The following is an 18,790-nucleotide window of genomic DNA, read 5'->3' as shown; positions in this document are numbered from 1 at the left end:
CTGTTGAGTTCTCAAGGTGCGGACGCTTCCTTCGTTCCTGTTTCCAGGCCCTCCGGGCGCTTCCTTCGTTTCCGACTCTATCAGATCTTTCCGATCCGATTTCCTCGGTGCTTTCCGGTCCCGATTTGTTTTTCTCGGGACCTTCCGGCGCTTTCCGACTTTATCAGAATCATTTCCGGCTACCTAATCGGCGGCTTTTCGTGATTCGCGATAAAGAATCGGGAGTGAGTCAGACTCTAGTTGATTACTGCCGAGCTGTCCAGCTCTAGGCAACCATCTGAATCTACCTCCCCGCGTCCACCGTGTCAACGGTTTTTTCGGGCACCGGAGGACAGTACCAGCTCAGCTGGGCCCGTCGCACATCGGGAAGGAGGAGGGGGGCGTGTCGAGGTCTTCCAGTTCCAGGCCGGGGGCGGAGAGGACGACGTCGCCGGCGATGTGGACGGTGTGGCGTTCGCCGGTGTCCAAGGTGCTGACCTGGTACGCGTCGACGGAGAGGGGGCCCAGGTCGGTGGGGTGGGTCTCGGTGCCCAGGAGGGACCAGGACTGGTCGACGGTGAGGGGGGCGAGGACCGGGTCCGTGAGGGCGACCAGGCGGACGCGGGTCTCCGGGGCGCCGGGAGTGAGGCGCAGGAGGCGGGTGAGGGCGATCAGGAAGGCCGGGGACGTACCGGTGAAGGCGTGGGCGCGGACGTTGCCTTCGGTGGCGTGGGTGCCGGTGGGGTCGGTGCGGACCCAGGTGACGCCGTCGAGGGCGGCGCCTCGGACCTGCCAGCTCGACGCGTGGAGTTCCAGGCGGATGGGGCGGCCGAGTTCGTCGACGGCGAGGTCGATCGAGCCGGTGTGGTCGCCGGCGGGGGTGGTGCGCTGGGCCACGTAGCGCCAGCCGGAGGGGCCGGGGGCGCAGTGGAAGTGTTCCTCGCCGAGGGGGGTGTGGTCGTGGGGGTCGTGGAGCGAGTAGCGGCCGCGGGGCATCGCGTGGTCCTCGGGTGGTGGAGGGGGAACGGGGCAGGCCCCCGGCACGGGTGCCGGGGGCCTGCTGGGTCGTCGCGTCCGTCCGGTCGTGGGACCGGGGGGGCGGATCAGTAGCGGTAGTGGTCCGGCTTGTACGGGCCCTCGACCTTGACGCCGATGTAGGAGGCCTGCTCCGGGCGGAGGGTGGTGAGCTTGACGCCGAGCGCGTCGAGGTGGAGGCGGGCGACCTTCTCGTCCAGGTGCTTCGGCAGCGTGTACACCTCCGTCGGGTACTGCTCCGGCTTCGTGAAGAGCTCGATCTGGGCCAGGGTCTGGTCCGCGAAGGAGTTCGACATCACGAAGGACGGGTGACCCGTCGCGTTGCCCAGGTTGAGCAGCCGGCCCTCGGACAGGACGATCAGGACCTTGCCGTCCTCGAACGTCCACGTGTGGACCTGCGGCTTCACCTCGTCCTTGACGATGCCCGGGATCTTCGCCAGGCCGGCCATGTCGATCTCGTTGTCGAAGTGACCGATGTTGCCCACGATCGCCTGGTGCTTCATCTTGGCCATGTCGGAGGCCATGATGATGTCCTTGTTGCCCGTCGTCGTGATGAAGATGTCCGCGGTCTCGACGACCTCGTCGAGGGTCGTGACCTGGTAGCCGTCCATCGCCGCCTGCAGCGCGCAGATCGGGTCGATCTCCGTCACGATCACACGCGCGCCCTGGCCGCGCAGCGACTCGGCGCAGCCCTTGCCGACGTCGCCGTAACCGCACACGACGGCCGTCTTGCCGCCGATGAGGACGTCGGTGGCGCGGTTGATGCCGTCGATCAGGGAGTGGCGGCAGCCGTACTTGTTGTCGAACTTCGACTTCGTCACGGCGTCGTTCACGTTGATCGCCGGGAAGAGCAGGGTGCCGGCCTGCATCATCTCGTAGAGGCGGTGGACGCCGGTGGTGGTCTCCTCGGTGACGCCGCGGATCTCGGACGCCAGCTGGGTCCACTTCTGCGGGGACTCGGCGAGGGTGCGGTTGAGGAGGCGGAGGATGTAGCCGTACTCCTCGCTGTCCGCGGTGGCCGGGTCCGGGGCGGCGCCGGCCTTCTCGAACTCGACGCCCTTGTGGACGAGGAGGGTGGCGTCACCGCCGTCGTCGAGGATCATGTTCGGGCCGCCGGTGGGCGTGTTCGGCCAGGTGAGGGCCTGCTCGGTGCACCACCAGTACTCCTCCAGGGTCTCGCCCTTCCAGGCGAAGACCGGGACGCCCTGGGGGTTCTCCGGGGTGCCGTTGGGGCCGACGGCGATGGCCGCGGCGGCGTGGTCCTGGGTGGAGAAGATGTTGCAGGAGGCCCAGCGGACGTCGGCGCCGAGGGCGACGAGCGTCTCGATGAGGACGGCGGTCTGCACGGTCATGTGCAGGGAGCCGGTGATGCGGGCGCCGGCGAGCGGCTGGGTCTCGGCGTACTCGCGGCGGATCGCCATCAGGCCGGGCATCTCGTGCTCGGCGAGGGTGATCTCCTTGCGGCCGAAGGCGGCCAGGGAGAGGTCGGCGACCTTGAAGTCCTGCTGTGCGGCAGTCGTCATGACGGGTGCTGCTCCTCGTGGGATCGCGTGATGAGGGTCGGTTGTGGCGCCTGACACCGCGGTCGAGGCACCTGCGGGCATACGGATGCCCGGGTGGTTCGCGGTGCAGTCGTCGGAGGTCCTCTCTCCCTCGGCCGGTCCCCTGGGGGGCCGCCCGACCGCCATCAGCAGCGACGTCTGGCGGTCACGAATCTACACCGATCGGCCCACCGGGCGCAGGCCCGCAGGGAGAAGCCCCCGGGGCGGCGTGGTGCGCTCCGGGGGCTTCGTGAGGGTGTTCGGTGGGTGGTGCGGGAGGTCAGTGGCCGCTTCCGCCGGGGGTGGCGGCCGGGTCGGGGCCGGCCGCGGCGGCGGACTCGCTGTAGACGTCCGGCTCCAGGTAGATGACGCGGGCGATCGGGACGGCGGCGCGGATGCGCTCCTCCGCGGCGTCGATGGCGCGGGCGACGTCGGCGGCGGAGTCGTCGTGGCGGACGGCGACCTTGGCGGCGACGAGGAGTTCCTCGGGGCCGAGGTGGAGGGTGCGCATGTGGATGAGGCGGGTGACGGTCTCGCCGTCGACGACGGCGTCCTCGATCTTCTTCACCTCGTCGAGGCCGGCGGCCTCGCCGAGGAGGAGCGACTTGGTCTCCAGGGCGAGGACGATCGCGATGAGGATGAGGAGGACGCCGATGCACAGGGTGCCGATGCCGTCCCAGACGCCGTCGCCGGTGAGGAGGGCGAGGCCGACGCCGCCGAGGGCGAGGACGAGGCCGACGAGGGCGCCGAGGTCCTCCAGGAGGACGACGGGGAGCTCGGGGGCCTTGGCGCGGCGGACGAACTCCTTCCAGGAGAGGCCGCCGCGGATGAGGTTCGACTCCTTGATGGCGGTGCGGAAGGAGAAGGACTCGGCGATGATCGCGAAGACGAGGACGCCGACCGGCCAGTACCAGGCCTCGATCGGGTGCGGGTCGTGGATCTTCTCGTAGCCCTCGTAGATGGCGAACATGCCGCCGACGGAGAAGAGGACGATGGAGACGAGGAAGGCGTAGATGTACCGCTCGCGGCCGTAGCCGAAGGGGTGCTGGGGGGTGGCCTCGCGCTGGGCCTTCTTGCCGCCGAGCAGGAGCAGGCCCTGGTTGCCGGAGTCGGCGAGGGAGTGGACGCTCTCGGCGAGCATCGAGGACGAGCCACTGAAGAGGAACGCCACGAACTTGGCTGCGGCGATCGCGAGGTTGGCGGCGAGGGCCGCCACGATCGCCTTGGTTCCGCCTGACGCGCTCATGGGTCTGTCTGTTCCCTTCGTCGATGCTCCGGCCCGGTGCCGGTGACCGTGGCCGGGGCCGTGGTACGGCCGGTCATTGTTGCATCAGGCCACGACGGTGGCGCGGAACACGGTGCCCGCTGCGGTCAGTTCGACGGGCTCGCCGGCGGGCACGAAAACGGATTCGCCCGGGGAGAGGGTGATCTCTCCTGCTTTGGGGTGGCCGGCGGTGGCGAGCAGGATCTGCGGGGTGGCGGCGGTCAGGTCGGTGGGGGCGGCGCCCTCGGCGCGTACGAGGCGGGAGAGGCGGAACTCGTCGATGGGGGTGTCGTAGACCTCCTCGCCCGACGGGGAGGCCTCGGGGCGGAGGACGCCGGGGTCGGCGGGCTCGAAGCGGACGACGCGGAGGAGTTCGGGGACGTCGACGTGCTTGGGGGTGAGGCCGCAGCGCAGGACGTTGTCGCTGTTGGCCATGATCTCGACGCCGAGGCCGGAGAGGTAGGCGTGCGGGACGCCGGCGCCCAGGTAGAGGGCCTCGCCGGGCTGGAGCGTGACGTGGTGGAGGAGCATCGCGGCGATGACGCCGGGGTCGCCGGGGAAGTGGTGGGCGAGGACGGCGTACGAGGCGAAGGCGCCGCCGAGCCGGTCGGCGGCCGCGGCGGCCTCGGCGACGGTGTGGGCCGTCTCGGCCGGGTCGGCGGTGAGCAGGGCCGTGAGCACCTCGCGGAGGGCGTCCTCCTCGGGGTGGGCGTGGAGCAGGTCCACATACGGCTTGAGGGAGTCGACGCCCAGGGCGGCGAGGGTGTCGGCGGCCTCGGCGGGGGCGCGGAAGCCGCAGAATCCCTCGAAGGGGGTGAGGGCGCAGATCATCTCGGGCTTGTGGTTCGCGTCCTTGTACATGCGGTGGGGTGCGTCGAGGGGGATGCCGGCGGCCTCCTCGGCGGCGTATCCGGCGCGGGCCTGCTCCAGGTCGGGGTGGACCTGGAGGGAGAGCGGGGCGCCGGCGGCGAGGAGCTTGAGGAGGAAGGGCAGGCGGGGCCCGAACTTCTCGGCGGCGGGCGCGCCGAGTTCGCGTACGGGGTCGGCGTCGATGAGCTCGTTGAGCGGCCCGCGGGGGGTGAGGGAGGGGGCACCGGGGTGGGCGCCCATCCACATCTCGGCCTGCGGCTCGCCGGTGGGGGCGGTGCCGAGCAGTTCCGGGATGGCCGTCGTGGAGCCCCAGGCGTAGGGGCGGACGGTGTTGACGAGGCGTTCCATGGCGGGTTCCAGCTCCTCGGGGCGATTGACGGTGACGGTGCCAGACGACAGATGACAGGGAGTGGGTGACACGCGGGTGACGGGTGGGTGGCCGCAGGCCGTACGCCGGTGCCGTGCCCGGGGCTGTCAGGGTGCCGGGTGGCCCGGGGTCGCCAGGGAGAGGTAGACGGCGGCGAAGTCGGTGACGGCGAGGAGTTCCGCGAGGGTCTCCAGGGCGTCGCCCTCCTCGGGTTCGAGTTCGCTGACGGCGGTCTCGTGGCCGAGGGCGAGTTCGCGGGCGGCGGGGGCGGCGCTGAGGCTGTCGGCGGGGCGGTCGCGGAGGAGGACGACGCGGGCGCGGAGGGCCTGGGGTTCGTCGACGCGGTCGCGGAAGAAGTCGTCGGGGTCGGCGGCGGCGGCGTAGGCGCCGGTGAGGAGGACGCCGTGGGCGGGGAGCGCCTCGGGGAGTTCGGCGGCGAGGGCGGGGAGGCCGGCGAGTTCGGCGAGGACGGCGGCGAAGCGGCGGCCGGCCGGTCCGGCGGCGTCGCCCTCGGTCCAGATGAGGGGCAGCGACTCGGCGAGTTCGGCGGCGAGGGTCTTGGCCGGGTTGGAGTAGGTGGCGATGGCCGGGCCGCAGCGTTCGGCGGTGCGGTCGAGGCGGTCGGCGACCCGCTCCAGGGCCTCGGGCGGGGCTTCGAGGAGGCCGACCCGGTCGAGGAGGGCGAGGAGCGGGGTGAAGAGGGCCCAGAGGGCGCCGGGGCTGGCGGCGAGGTTCTCGCCGTACTCGTCGGGTTCCTCGTGCGGGGCCATGGCCATCGGGACGAAGAGGCCGCGGGAGCCGTTGACGGTCTCGGAGAGCGGGCAGCCCTTGGGGGCGACGGCGGCGACGGTGATGCCGCGGCGGTAGGCCTGCTCCGCGAGGAGGGCGAGGCCGGGTTCGGAGCCGTCGGTGGTGGGCAGCAGGAGCAGGTCCACGGGGCCGGCCCAGCCGGGCAGCGCCCAGCGCAGGGCGCCGGCGGCGGGGGCGACGCCGGTGGGCGTGAGGCGTACGACGGGGGCGGACGCGCCGGCGAGGGCGCCGATCAGGTCGGCGACGCCTGCGGCGGCGGTGCCGGGGCCCGCGACGAGGACGGCGCGGGGGCGGCCCTCGGGGCGGAGGTCGGCGATGCCGGCCTCGGTGGCGTGGCGGGCGGCGGTCCTGACGCGGGCGCCGGCCTCGGCGGAGCCGCGGAGGAGGCCGCGGCGGTCGGCGGTCGCGAGCGCGTCCGGTGCGTCTAGCAGGGTTTCGTCCAGCAAGGGGGCCTCCGGGGGGCGGTGCCGGCGGTCGGGGTGGGCGTGCGGCAGATCGGGCGCCGCCCCTGGGGGGTTGTGCCCACCCGTTCCGCCCTTGCGGAACGTATGCCCACAACCGGGACGGCGAGCCGCCCACAACGGGTCAGGACGGGCGGCGGGCCTCGTCCACGAGGAGGACCGGGATGGCGTCGCGGACGGGGTAGGCGAGGCCGCAGTCCGCGGAGGTGCAGATCAGTTCGGGTGTCTCGTCCGCCGTGCGGTCGTCGAGCGGAGCGTGGCAGGCCGGGCAGGCCAGGATCTCCAGGAGGCCGGCTTCGAGCGGCATGGGGTCGTCCCTTCGAACAGACGGATCGGGCCAGGTCAGCCTACCGCCGGGGAACGGGGCACGCCCCCGTTCCCCGGCGGTCGGCGGGGGTTCAGTCGGTGGCCCGGACGAGGGCGAGGACCTCGTCGCGGATCTTGGCCATGGTGGCCTCGTCGCGGGCCTCGACGTTGAGGCGGAGCAGCGGCTCGGTGTTGGAGGCGCGGAGGTTGAACCACCAGTCCTGGGCCGTCACGGTGAGGCCGTCGAGTTCGTCGAAGGTCACGCCGTCGCCCTCGTAGGACGCCCTGACCTTGGCCGTGCTCGCCGTCTGGTCGGCGACGGTGGAGTTGATCTCGCCGGAGCCGGCGTACCGGTCGTAGGCCGCGACCAGGCCGGAGAGGGTGCCCTGCTGGCCGCCGAGGGCGGCGAGCACGTGGAGGGCGGCGAGCATGCCCGTGTCGGCGTTCCAGAAGTCCTTGAAGTAGTAGTGCGCGGAGTGCTCGCCGCCGAAGATGGCGCCGGTCTTCGCCATCTCCTCCTTGATGAAGGAGTGGCCGACCCGCGTGCGGACGGGCACGCCGCCGTTCTCGCGGACGACCTCGGGGACCGACCAGGAGGTGATCAGGTTGTGGATGACCGTCCCGCCCGGGTGCTTGGCGAGTTCACGGGCGGCGACGAGGGCGGTGATCGCGGAGGGGGAGACGGGCTCGCCTCGCTCGTCGACGACGAAACACCGGTCGGCGTCCCCGTCGAAGGCGAGACCGAGGTCGGCACCCTCGGCGACCACGCGGGCCTGGAGGTCCACGATGTTCTTCGGGTCGAGAGGGTTCGCCTCGTGGTTCGGGAAGGTGCCGTCGAGCTCGAAGTACATCGGAACGAGGTCCAGCGGGAGCCCGTCGAAGACGGTGGGGACGGTGTGCCCGCCCATGCCGTTGCCGGCGTCGACGACGACCTTGAGGGGGCGGATCGCGGTGAGGTCGACGAGCGCCTTGAGGTGGGCGGCGTAGTCAGCGAGGGTGTCCCGCTCGGTGACGGTGCCGGGGGTGGCGGCGGCCTCGGGGGCGCCTTCGGCGAGCCAGCGCTCGGCGAGGGCGCGGATGTCGGAGAGGCCGGTGTCCTGGCCGACGGGCGCGGCGCCGGCACGGCACATCTTGATGCCGTTGTACCGGGCCGGGTTGTGCGAGGCGGTGAACATCGCGCCGGGCAGGCCGAGGCTGCCGGAGGCGAAGTACAGCTGGTCGGTGGAGCACAGCCCGATGAGGGTGACGTCGGCGCCGAGGCGGGCGGCACCGCGAGCGAAGGCGTCGGAGAGGCCGGGCGAGGAGGGGCGCATGTCGTGGCCGACGACGATGGCGTCGGCCTCGGTGACGCGGACGAAGGCGGCGCCGAAGAGTTCGGCGAGCTTCTCGTCCCACTGGTCCGGGACCACCCCGCGGACGTCGTACGCCTTCACGATCTGCGACAGATCGGCAGTCACGGATCCACCCTCCTGAGTTCTCGGCACGCGCGTGTGCGGCTCGTGTGCGGAACGCCCAAACTACCCGGGGCGGGGGGTGTGCCACGCGGCCGGTGGCCGGTTGTGGACGTGGTCGCCGGTGCGCGGGTCCGGTTGTCGGCTCCGGTTGTCGGGTCAGTTGTCGGGGGAACGGAGCACCCGGAGGTGTCCGCGGCGGCCGACCTCCATGGGGTCGCCGCCCCGGCCCGTGCCGGGCTTGCCGGCCTCGGCGGCGCGCTCCTGGGGGCGGGCCGCTTCCCGGACCGCGTTGGCCAGGGCTTCGAGGTCGTCGCCGCTGGGGCGGGTGGGGGCGGAGGCGTCGGAGAGACGCACGACCTCCCAGCCGCGCGGGGCGGTGAGGCGCTCGCTGTGCTCGGCGCACAGGTCGTAGCAGTGGGGCTCGGCGTAGGTGGCGAGCGGGCCGAGGACCGCGGTCGAGTCGGCATAGACGTACGTCAGTGTCGCGACGGCAGGGCGGCCGCACGCGGTGCGCGAACAGCGACGTACAGGGCTCACGACGTTGGACGGTACCGCACTCTTGACCGGGCCGCGACGACTCTCCCCCAGGTCACCCCACCGTGTCGCGGTGTGACCTCCGACACCCTCCTTCGAGTGATGGCCGTTCTGACCTGCGACGGAGGGGGCGCAAGGGGGGTGGTACGGGGGGTGATCCGGACAGGGAGAGGGAGGAATCCGGTCAGGCGCGGCCGGATGGCCGATCGTGCGCGGGTGCCGAATCGTTCCCTGGGACGGCCGGAATGTTCAGGTTTGGACAGCGGAGGGGGTGCGGGCGGGGTGCGGAGGGGGTGGGACGCGCGGATCGGCGGGTCCGCGCCACGGTGCGGAGTGACCCAGGAGAGTTACGCTGCGTCAGTGATGGACACTCCTGTGCCGCCCGGGCAGCCGGGCCCCTCGCGGAGCTCCGGGGAGCCGCCGGCCGAGCCGCGGGTCCGCCGGCGGGACCGGCACGGCCGTGGGATGCGGGGGCCGGTCGCGCCGCCGCAGGTTCCGCTGTCCGTGAGCCGCGCGGACACCTTCCGCGATCTCGTCCTGGACTCGGTGGAGCGCCTGGAGCGGCGCTGGCCGCAGCTCCAGGACGTCGAGTTCATGATCCTTGAGGTGCCTCCGGCGCTCTCCGGCGAGGTCGTGCCGCTGGGCGGTTCGGTGCCGGCCGACAAGCGGGAGCCGGCGAAGGTCGTCGTCTACCGGCGGCCGGTGGAGATCCGGTCGAAGAGCCGTGACGAGCGGGCGCTCCTCGTGCACGAGGTCGTGGTGGAGCAGGTCGCCGAGCTCCTCGGGCTCTCCCCCGAGTCGGTCGATCCCCGGTACGGGCAGGACTGAGTCCGGCGGTACGGGCCCGCCGGCGCGCCTTTCGCGCGCGGGAGCCCGTACCGGTGGTGTCCGCCGTCAGTCGTCGAGGACCGTGAGGTCGCGGCGGGCGGTCGGGACCTGGACGGTGCCCCGGTCGTCCACCAGGGTCTGCACGGTGAACATCGGGATGTCGTCCTCGGGGAGGGTGAGCGCGCGGGAGGCGTACACCGGTCCGCCGCCCGCGACCGGTTCGACGGTCAGCGCGTAGGAGCCCTTGACGTCCTTGGGGGCGAGGTCGGTGAGGACGGTCGTGGTGCCCGCCTTGAGGGAGACCGTGCGGGTGGCGGGGGTGCCGCCCTCCGTGCCGGCCGAGGCGGTGACCTTCACCTGGGCGGCCGCCTCGGGGGCGGTGAGGGCGAGGGCGGTGCCCTTGGCGCGGTTGTCGGCGACGGTGGCGCGGCCGTTGACGGGGGGCGCGGCGGGGATGAAGGCCATCTCCGTGTCGGAGCCCTTGCCGCGGACGACCTTGAGCGCGGCCACGACCGGGACCCGCTTCTTGGAGTCGGTCGGGGTGAGCAGCAGGGAGGCGGCGGCGCCCCGGGTGAGGTCCGGCAGGTCGACGAAGGCGGTCATGCCGGCCTTGACGTGCAGGGATTCGGCGGCGGCGGGGACGATCGTGCCGTTCGCGGTGGCCAGCTGGATCTTCAGGTCGGCGTCGGAGTCGCCGGGGGCGTAGGCGACGAGGCGGACGCCGGTGGCGTCGGCCGGGATGCCGGGGAGCACGAGGCGGGCCGCCGGGTCGGCGGAGGCGGAGAGCCAGTCGCTGCCCACGCCGTCGGTGGCGGAGCCGAGGGCGGCGCCGACCCGGCCCGAGCGGGTGGAGACGTGCGCCGTCAGGTTCTCGTGGGGGCTTTCGGAGAGGAGGGTGCTGAGGCGGACCGAGGTGGTCGAGTGGGGCGGGACGTCGAGGCCGTCGCGCTCGATCGTGGTCTTCAGCTCGCCCTCGGGGCCGTACAGCTCGATGTCGGCGACGGCGATGTCGTCGTCGGGGTTGGTGAGGTGGATGTAGTCGGTGCGGCCCTTCGCGGTGGAGGCGGCCGGGAACCAGAGGTCGGTGTCGGGGGCGGAGCAGGTGACGCCGAGGAGGCCGCGGGCGGCGCCGGCCGGGACGACGGTGGTCTGCTGGACGGTCCAGCCGGGGGCGAGGGTGCCGGTGGCGGTGCCGGTGAGGCCGTAGGTGACGGCGCCGTCAACCTCGGCGGCGACGGGCTTGCCGGGGGCGGTGACCGTGCCGGGCGCCTTGACACCCTTCTTGAGGGCCGGGGCGTCCGGGTTCTTGGCGAGGCCGAGGACGGCGGTCGGCTTGGGGGCCGTGGTGCCGGCGGCGGCCGGGGCGGCGGCGCCGGGCGGGGTGTACGAGGTGGTCTGCGTCTCGGCGACGTCCGAGGTGCTGGGGGCGGGGCAGAGCAGGCTGGTGCGCTCGACGGGGAGGCGGGCCGCCTGCGGTGCGGGGGCGGCGGACGCGGCGCCGGGCTCGCCGGGGGCGGTCAGCGCGGCGAAGCCGGTGACGGCGGCGAAGGCGGTGACGACCGCGATCAGGGAGGGGCTGGGGCGCTTCACTGGTTGCTGCTCCCGTCGGGACGCTGCTCGGTCTCGTGGGCCTGGCCGCCCTGCGGGTAGCCGTAGTCGTAGCCGGCGTAGGGGTCGTACGCCGGCGGGTTCGGGTCGTAGCCCTGGTCCTGCTCGTAGCCCTGGGGGGCGGCGTAGGGGTCGTACGCCGGGGGGTTCTGCGGGTCGTAGCCCTGGCCCTGGTCGTAGCCCTGCCCGGGGTACGCGTACGCCTGCTGCTGGTACGGGTCGGCGTACTCCTGGGGGTAGCCCTGCTGGTCGTAGCCGGGGGCGTACTGCTCGGCGTAGGCGGGGCCCTGGCCGGCGGTGTCCCAGCCGTCCGCCTCGGCGGTCTGCTGACCGGGGACGGTGGCGGCCGGGTGGTCGGTGTCCGGGGTGTCGGGGCGGTCCTCGGGGCCTTCGGTCCCGGCGGCGGCCTCGGCCTCGGCGGCGGCGCGCAGGCGGCGGGCGCGGCGGCCGTCGCCCTCGGTGGCCTGGGCCGGGATGGCCGTCTCCTCCTCGGGCAGGTCGTCGTCGATCTCGCGGCGGCGGCCGGGCAGGGCGAGGACGACGAGGACGACGGCGAGGCCGAGCTGGGTCCAGATCCAGGCGGTGTGCGCGAGCGGCTCGTCGTAGGTGAGGTCGAGGCGGCCGCCGTCGGCGGGGAGCTGGAAGCCCTGGGCCCAGCCGTCGACGGTGGTGGGGGTGAGCGCGGTGCCGTCGAGGGTGGCGGTCCAGCCCTCGTCGGCGCGGTCGGCGATCCGCAGGACGCGGCCGTCGGGGCCGTCGGGGACGTCGGCGTGGGCCTCGACCGGTCCGGCGGGGACGGGGACCGGGAGGACCGTGGCCGTGGCGCCGGGCTTGGCGGCGGGCGGCACGATCATCACGCGGGCGATCTCGCGGTCGACCTCCCACAGCGCGACGCCGTCGAGCTGGCTGAGCCGGTTGAGGCCGGGGGTGGTGTCGAGGACGCGGCTCATGTCGCGCGGCGAACCGTCCTTGACCAGGACGTACCGGATGGCGAAGGCGCTGAGTTCCTGGGTCTGGTCGGCGCCGGAGCCGGCGACGAGCTTGGCGACGACGGAGTCGAGGCGCGGGTCGGGCTCGGCGGTCGTGGTCAGTTCGGCGTCGCCGAGGCGGGCGCCGGAGCCGCGGACCAGGGTGTAGTCGACGGCGCCCGGCGAGCTGCCGGAGAGCACCAGGGTGCGGGGCTGGTTCTTCTCGCCGGCCATCTGGGCGACGAAGGCGGGCACCTGGACGGGGTCGCGGCGGGTCAGCGGGCCGTCGGCGCCGCCGAGCATCCAGCCGGCGGCGGCGACGGCGGGGCCGACGGCGCAGGCGAGGGCGACGAGGGCGGCGACGGGCTGGCGCCAGCCGAAGCCGTGGGCGGCGACGCGGGTGCGGCCGCCCTCGGCGCCGAGCATGCCGGCGGCGATGAGGCCGGAGCCGTACACGAGGGTGGCGGGGCCCGCCCAGCCGGTGCCGTCGGCGCCGTTGGAGAGGGCGGCGAAGAGGAGGCCGGCGAGGGCGGCGGTCCAGGCGGCGAGGACGGCGCGGCGGCGCTCCGCGCGCAGCAGGGCGGCGAGGGCGGCGAGGACCAGGCCGAGGAGGAGGAGTCCGCCGGTGGTGCCGGGGCCGCCGGGGCTGCTCGCGAGCAGGTCGACGGCGGAGGCGGTGCCGGTGCGCAGGTCGAGGCCGGCTTCGTGGAGGAAGGCGGAGGGGCTGGTCAGCAGGGAGAGCGACCAGGGGGCCAGGGCCAGGACCGGGGTGCCGACGGCGGCGAGGAAGCGGAGCCCGTACGCGGTGATGTCGTCGCGGCGGAAGGCGAGGACGCCGAGGCCGAGGACGACGGCGAGCGGCCACACGATCGGGGTGAACGCGGTGGTGACGGTGAGCAGCAGGGCGTAGGCCCAGGTGGCGCGCCAGCTGCCGCGGTCGGGGCGGTTCAGGCCGTGGGCGGCGACGGCGGCGCGGGCGATCAGCGGGAGCAGGATCGCGAGGACCGCGGTGCCGAGCCGGCCGGTGGCGAGGGCGCCGGTGGCGGCGGGCAGGAAGGCGTAGGCGATGGCGCCCCAGGCGAGCAGGAGGCGGGAGCCGACGAGGCCGCGGGCGGCGAAGTAGGCGGTGCAGCCGGCGAGCGGGACCGAGCAGACGAGCAGCACGGTCAGCGCGGTGGAGGTGGAGCCGAGGAAGAGCGCGGAGAGTCCGGCGAGGATGCCGAGGTAGGGCGGGGCGGTCTGGGTGCCGCCGGTGCCGAGGGTGTGCCAGGCGTCCGCGTACCGGCTCCACAGTTCGGAGACGGTGTCGGGGGCGGGCAGCAGGACGCCGCCGGCGAGGGAGCCGCCGGCGAAGAGGTTGCGGCAGGCGACGAGGGAGACGAGGAGGAGGACGGCGAAGAGGACCGGGCCGGGCTTGCGGGCGATCTTCTTCAGGCGGGCGAACTGCTCGACCTCCAGGAAGTCGGCGTCGTCGCCGCCGGGGCCCGACTCGACGGCGCCGTGGCGGGAGCCGCCGGAGTCGGCCTCGTCGCCGCCGAAGTGGGAGGCGAGCTGTTCGGCGGCGGCGCGGACGGTGGCGCCGGGCGGCGGGAAGAGCGGGCGGAGCTCGCCGGACGGGACCTCGGGGTTCTTGCGCCGCTTGCGGGCGGCGAGGACCTTCTCGGGCCTCAGCAGGGTGGCGAGGAGACCCATGATCTCGTCGACGGCCTGGCCGGGGGCCTTGCCGACGAGGAGGCCGAGGGTGCGCAGGACGGTGCCGACGACGAGGCGGAGGAAGACGTAGGGGAGGGCGCGGCCCGAGGTGTTGGCGAGCAGCGTGTAGACCGCGGCGGCCTTGTCGACGCGGTGCGGGCTGGCGGCCGTGCGGCCGGCGCAGTCGACGGAGCGGCGCTCGCGGGCGGAGGCCTCGGCGTGCCGCAGGACGGCGTCGGGGGCGACGAGGACGCGGTGGCCGGCGGAGTGGGCGCGCCAGCACAGGTCGACGTCGTCGCGCATCAGGGGCAGCCGGCGGTCGAAGCCGCCGAGCTCCTCGAAGACGTCGCGGCGGATCAGCATGCCGGCGGTGGAGACGGAGAGGACCGGGCGGATCTGGTCGTGCTGGCCCTGGTCCTGCTCGCGGCGGTCGAGGCCGGTCCAGCGGCGGCCGCTGCGGGCGATGGTGACGCCGGCTTCGAGGAGCTGCTTGCGGTCGTACCAGCCGCGCAGCTTGGGGCCGATGACGGCGGCGTACGCGTCGGAGTCGGCGACGCGCAGGAGTTCGGCGAGGGCGCCGGGCTCGGGGGCGCAGTCGTCGTGCAGCAGCCACAGCCACTGGACCGGTTCGCCGTGCGGGAGTTCGGGGAGGTCGTAGGCCCCGTCGTTCCAGCTCCGGCTGACGGGGTCCCAGCCGCTGGGGCGCTTGAGGTACGGCAGGTCCTCGGGTCCGAGCACGGGCGCGGTGCGGACGGCCTCGTCGACGGCGGCGCCGAAGCCGGTGCGGCGGGCGAGGTGCAGGACGCGGTCGTCCCCGACGGCTTCGGCGACGAGCTGTGCGGACTCGTCGGCGCTGCCGGTGTCGGCGGCGATCACGCTCTGCACCGGGCGCTCCTGGGCGAGCAGCCCGGAGAGCGCGTCGGGCAGCCAGCGGGCTCCGTCGTGGGTGACGAGCACGGCGGTGACGACGTGCCTGGGGAACTCAGGAGTTGAGGACATCGAGCTACGGGCCCTCCGGCCGGGGTCGCCCGCGGTGGGGCGTGGGAGCGGCTTGGACGGAGGCCCACACTAATGGCTGCGGCGGGTGCGGGTGCCTGCGGCGGGTGCGGGTGCGGGGGGCGGGCGGGCGGAGAGTCGGGCGCCGTCCTGGGGGCGTTGTGCCCACCCGTTCCGCCTGGGGGTCCCCCTGGGCGTAGTCCTCGGGGGAGGAACGTATGCCCACAACAGGGAACGATCCGCCTCCTGTGTGCACAGGGGACGGACCGTGGGTGGTCTTCGGACGGGGCGGTCAGACGGCGGCCTTCTTGAGGCGGCGGCGTTCGCGTTCGGAGAGGCCGCCCCAGATGCCGAAGCGCTCGTCGTTCTGGAGCGCGTACTCCAGGCATTCGGAGCGGACTTCGCAGGCGAGGCAGACCTTCTTGGCCTCGCGGGTCGAGCCGCCCTTCTCGGGGAAGAAGGACTCGGGATCGGTCTGGGCGCACAGCGCGCGCTCCTGCCAGCCGAGTTCCTCGTCCGCGTCCTCGACCAGCAGTTCCTGGAACAACTCGGTCATCTGCGCCCCTCGTCTGTCTGTGCGTCCCGTGATGTCGCCGTGATCGAAACGGCCGAACGACACGAGTGAAATTACAAGTTCGTGCTCTGTGCGAGTCAAGCCGAGATCTGCTATTGGGCCCCGTATTCACTCTGCGGAACCAAGCCTATGCGGAAAGTGTTCAAATCACCAAAAACCGTGACACATGCCATCGGTGGTTCCCGCGGTGTCGCGCCTCCGCCCAGAAGGACGTACGAGGCTTGGATCTTGTTGCGATCCAGCCATGGAAGCGATCCGGATCACAGTCCGATCACGGACCGCCCCCGCCGCGGCCATGTTTACGGGCCCGACTGCTGCGCCATCTTGCCTGGTCCGAGCCTGAACAAACCTTTCTCCGGGCACGGTAACCGGATGAGGTGAAACATTACCCCCAAATCGGGCATTGAGTTGACAGTCGGGTACCGCTCCCGCCACTTTGGTGGCATGCCAGCGACCGCAGCGCCCTCCGCGACCCACGCCCGTGGGTTCCGCCGCGCTGTCCAGGCGCGCTGTTGCTGTTGCTGTTCCAGCTGTTGATGCCCCAGAGCTCCGGCTGCCTCTCCCAGCGTCACCCTGCGTCACCCGTGTCACCTCTGCGCCCCTCCCCGGGCCGTGACCCCCCACCGCATCCCCGTTTCTGCTGAGGAACCACCCCACCCATGAACATGGACAGTGACCTTCAGATCGCCGGCGACCTCATGGAGGTCCCCCACCTGCTCCAGCCCGAGCGCGAGCACCCCGTCACCGTCGCCGAGTTCGCCGGCCTCGCCCGCGAGCTCGCCGCCGACCGCGACCGGTGGGCCCCGCACGTCGAGTACGACGCCACCACCCGCTGGTACCACCGCCTGCGCACCGGGCCCGGCTACGAGGTATGGCTGCTCTCCTGGGTGCCCGGCCAGGGCAGCGGCCTCCACGACCACGGCCGCTCCTCCGGCGTCCTCACCGTCCTCCAGGGCGAGTTGACGGAGCGCACCGACCGGGGCGTGCGCGTCCTGCGGCCCGGCACGCAGCGCGTCTACGCGCCCGGGTACGCCCACGAGGTCGTCAACGACTCCCTGGAGCCGGTCGTCAGCCTCCACGTCTACTTCCCCGGACTGACCGAGATGCCCATGCACGAGCCGATGCACGAGTCCCTCCAGGGACGGTGCGCCGCCCCGGCGGCGATCAGCGCCTGACAGGCCCGCCCGTCTCCCGACCACCACCCCTCAAAGGATCAGCCTGCGGCTGACAGACTGTCTGCATGCGCATTGTGGTTCTGGCAGGCGGCATCGGTGGTGCCCGGTTCCTTCGTGGTCTGAAGCAGGCCGTCCCGGACGCGGAGATCACGGTCGTCGGCAACACCGGTGACGACATCCATCTCTTCGGCCTCAAGGTCTGCCCCGACCTGGACACCGTGATGTACACCCTCGGCGGTGGCATCCACGAGGAACAGGGCTGGGGCCGCGAGGGGGAGACCTTCGCCGTCAAGGAGGAGCTCGCCGCGTACGGGGTCGGACCCGAGTGGTTCGGCCTCGGCGACCGGGACTTCGCCACCCATATCGTCCGCACCCAGATGCTCGGCGCCGGCTACCCGCTGAGCGCCGTCACCGAGGCGCTCTGCGCCCGCTGGCGGCCGGGCGTCCGGCTGCTCCCGATGTCCGACGACCGCGTCGAGACGCACGTCGCCATCGAGGTCGACGGCGAGCAGCGGGCCGTGCACTTCCAGGAGTACTGGGTGAAGCTACGCGCCTCCGTCGACGCGAAGGCCGTCGTGGCCGTCGGCGCCGAGGCCGCCAAGCCCGCGCCGGGCGTCCTGGAGGCGATCGCCGAGGCCGACGTCATCCTCTTCCCGCCGTCGAACCCGGTGGTCTCCGTCGGCACCATCCTCGCCGTGCCCGGCATCCGCGAGGCCGTCGCCGCCGCGCCCGCGCCGGTCGTCGGCCTCTCCCCCATCGTCGGGGACGCGCCCGTGCGCGGCATGGCCGACAAGGTGCTCGCGGCCGTCGGCGTCGAGTCGACGGCGGCGGCCGTCGCCCGCCACTACGGCTCCGGCCTGATCGACGGCTGGCTGGTGGACACCGTCGACGCGGGCTCCGTCGCCGACGTCGAGGCGGCCGGGATCGCCTGCCGGGCCGTGCCGCTGATGATGACCGACGTGGACGCGACCGCCGCGATGGCACGGGCGGCGCTCGCGCTCGCCGAGGAGGTCCGCGGGTGACGGCCCCGGCCCCGTCGTACCGGGTGTGGGGGCTCGCCGGGCTGCCGGAGGTGGCGCCCGGCGACGACCTCGCCAAGCTGATCGCGTCCGTCTCCCCCGGTCTGGAGGACGGGGACGTGCTCCTGGTCACCTCCAAGATCGTGAGCAAGGCGGAGGGGCGGATCGTCGCCGCCGACGACCGCGAGGAGGCCATCGACGCGGAGACGGTACGGGTCGTGGCGCGGCGCGGCACCCTCCGCATCGTCGAGAACCGGCAGGGGCTCGTCATGGCGGCGGCCGGCGTCGACGCCTCCAACACCCCCGCCGGGACCGTGCTGTTGCTGCCGGAGGACCCGGACGCGTCGGCGCGGCGGATCAGGACCGGGCTGCGCGAGGCGCTCGGCGTGGACGTCGGGGTCGTCGTCACCGACACCTTCGGGCGGCCCTGGCGGGCCGGCCTCACCGACGTGGCGATCGGCGCGGCCGGCGTGCGGGTCCTGGACGACCTGCGGGGCGCGACCGACTCCCACGGCAACGACCTGAGCGTGACCGTCGTCGCCACCGCCGACGAACTCGCCGCCGCCGGCGACCTGGTGAAGGGCAAGGCCACCGGCGTGCCCGTGGCCGTCGTCCGCGGGCTGCCGCACGTCGTCGGGGACGACGACGAGCCGGGCGCGCGGGCCCTGGTACGGGCCGCCGCCGACGACATGTTCCGGCTCGGCACCTCGGAGGCCGTACGGGAGGCGGTGACGCTGCGGCGGACGGTACGCGAGTTCACCGACGCGCCCGTCGACCCCGGGGCGGTACGGCGCGCGGTCGCCGCGGCCGTGACGGCGCCGGCCCCGCACCATACGACGCCGTGGCGGTTCGTGCTCCTGGAGTCGGAGGAGTCGCGGGTGCGGCTGCTCGACGCGATGCGGGACGCGTGGATCGCGGACCTGCGGCGGGACGGGAAGTCCGAGGAGTCCGTCGCCAAGCGGGTGCGGCGCGGGGACGTGCTGCGGAACGCGCCGTACCTCGCCGTGCCCTGCCTCGTCATGGACGGCTCCCACCACTACGGCGACCCGCGCCGCGACGCCGCCGAACGCGAGATGTTCGTCGTCGCGGCCGGCGCGGGCGTCCAGAACTTCCTGGTCGCCCTGGCCGGGGAGCGCCTCGGCTCGGCCTGGGTCTCCTCGACCATGTTCTGCCGGGACGTCGTACGGGACGTGCTCGGGCTTCCGGAGGGGTGGGACCCGATGGGGGCGGTCGCGATCGGGCATCCCGCGGCGGCGCCGAAGGAACGCCCGCGGCGGACGGCCTCGGAGTTCGTGGTGGTGCGCTGACG

Annotated in this window: 15 protein-coding genes; 4 read left to right on the top strand and 11 right to left on the bottom strand. The window is 73.4% G+C overall.

The features are described 5' to 3' along the window. Positions 1–342: 342 nt before the first annotated feature. From HHL19_RS30850 to HHL19_RS30815, 8 genes are all read right to left on the bottom strand, one after another. A complete protein-coding gene (locus tag HHL19_RS30850; protein ID WP_169093657.1) occupies positions 343–975 on the bottom strand; it encodes a hypothetical protein in 633 nt (210 codons plus the stop codon). 107 nt (positions 976–1,082) lie between these two features. Further along, on the bottom strand, positions 1,083–2,537 hold the full coding sequence (gene ahcY, locus HHL19_RS30845) for an adenosylhomocysteinase (RefSeq protein ID WP_169093656.1): 1,455 nt from the start codon (positions 2,535–2,537) through the stop codon (positions 1,083–1,085). Between the two features lie 298 nt (positions 2,538–2,835). Continuing rightward, a complete protein-coding gene (locus HHL19_RS30840; protein ID WP_169093655.1) occupies positions 2,836–3,801 on the bottom strand; it encodes a cation diffusion facilitator family transporter in 966 nt (321 codons plus the stop codon). Positions 3,802–3,885: 84 nt separating this feature from the next. Then, positions 3,886–5,037: a mannose-6-phosphate isomerase, class I gene (gene manA, locus HHL19_RS30835; protein WP_169093654.1), complete on the bottom strand. Its 1,152-nt coding sequence runs from the start codon at positions 5,035–5,037 to the stop codon at positions 3,886–3,888. A 126-nt stretch (positions 5,038–5,163) separates the two neighbouring features. After that, entirely contained in the window at positions 5,164–6,312 is a 1,149-nt protein-coding gene (locus HHL19_RS30830; RefSeq protein ID WP_169093653.1) for an SIS domain-containing protein, read from the bottom strand. Positions 6,313–6,451: 139 nt separating this feature from the next. Beyond that, positions 6,452–6,634 carry a Trm112 family protein gene (locus tag HHL19_RS30825; protein WP_169093652.1) on the bottom strand — a complete coding sequence of 61 codons (183 nt, stop codon included), beginning with the start codon at positions 6,632–6,634 and terminating at the stop codon, positions 6,452–6,454. Between the two features lie 91 nt (positions 6,635–6,725). Next, positions 6,726–8,090, bottom strand: coding sequence for a phosphomannomutase/phosphoglucomutase (locus tag HHL19_RS30820; RefSeq protein WP_169093651.1), 1,365 nt, complete (start codon positions 8,088–8,090; stop codon positions 6,726–6,728). Positions 8,091–8,243: 153 nt separating this feature from the next. Next, positions 8,244–8,675, bottom strand: coding sequence for a DUF3499 domain-containing protein (locus HHL19_RS30815; protein ID WP_169093684.1), 432 nt, complete (start codon positions 8,673–8,675; stop codon positions 8,244–8,246). Positions 8,676–8,984: 309 nt separating this feature from the next. On the opposite strand from HHL19_RS30815, the gene HHL19_RS30810 reads away from it, so the two are divergent. Next, complete coding sequence (locus HHL19_RS30810; RefSeq protein WP_206325420.1) at positions 8,985–9,449, top strand: metallopeptidase family protein; 465 nt, start codon at positions 8,985–8,987, stop codon at positions 9,447–9,449. Positions 9,450–9,515: 66 nt separating this feature from the next. Here HHL19_RS30810 and HHL19_RS30805 read toward each other — a convergent pair whose 3' ends face one another. From HHL19_RS30805 to HHL19_RS30795, 3 genes are all read right to left on the bottom strand, one after another. Further along, on the bottom strand, positions 9,516–11,039 hold the full coding sequence (locus HHL19_RS30805; RefSeq protein WP_169093650.1) for a DUF5719 family protein: 1,524 nt from the start codon (positions 11,037–11,039) through the stop codon (positions 9,516–9,518). Further along, entirely contained in the window at positions 11,036–14,716 is a 3,681-nt protein-coding gene (locus tag HHL19_RS30800; RefSeq protein ID WP_169093649.1) for a glycosyltransferase, read from the bottom strand. Before HHL19_RS30800 ends, HHL19_RS30805 begins: the two co-directional genes overlap by 4 nt. Before the next feature lie 289 nt (positions 14,717–15,005). After that, entirely contained in the window at positions 15,006–15,269 is a 264-nt protein-coding gene (locus HHL19_RS30795) for a WhiB family transcriptional regulator (protein ID WP_015033978.1), read from the bottom strand. 677 nt (positions 15,270–15,946) lie between these two features. Here HHL19_RS30795 and HHL19_RS30790 point away from each other — a divergent pair. From HHL19_RS30790 to HHL19_RS30780, 3 genes are all read left to right on the top strand, one after another. Further along, positions 15,947–16,462 carry a cysteine dioxygenase family protein gene (locus HHL19_RS30790; protein WP_169093648.1) on the top strand — a complete coding sequence of 172 codons (516 nt, stop codon included), beginning with the start codon at positions 15,947–15,949 and terminating at the stop codon, positions 16,460–16,462. A 65-nt stretch (positions 16,463–16,527) separates the two neighbouring features. Next, a complete protein-coding gene (gene cofD / locus HHL19_RS30785) occupies positions 16,528–17,484 on the top strand; it encodes a 2-phospho-L-lactate transferase (protein ID WP_169093647.1) in 957 nt (318 codons plus the stop codon). After that, positions 17,481–18,788, top strand: a complete 1,308-nt coding sequence (locus HHL19_RS30780) for a coenzyme F420-0:L-glutamate ligase (protein ID WP_169093646.1) — start codon at positions 17,481–17,483, stop codon at positions 18,786–18,788. The genes cofD and HHL19_RS30780 overlap by 4 nt, the downstream gene beginning before the upstream one ends. Positions 18,789–18,790 lie beyond the last annotated feature (2 nt).

The sequence above is a fragment of the Streptomyces sp. R302 genome, assembly GCF_012927245.1.
Lineage (GTDB): Bacteria > Actinomycetota > Actinomycetes > Streptomycetales > Streptomycetaceae > Streptomyces.
Note: the sequence above shows the minus strand (reverse complement) of the source record. Positions and strands in the feature narration are given on the sequence as shown.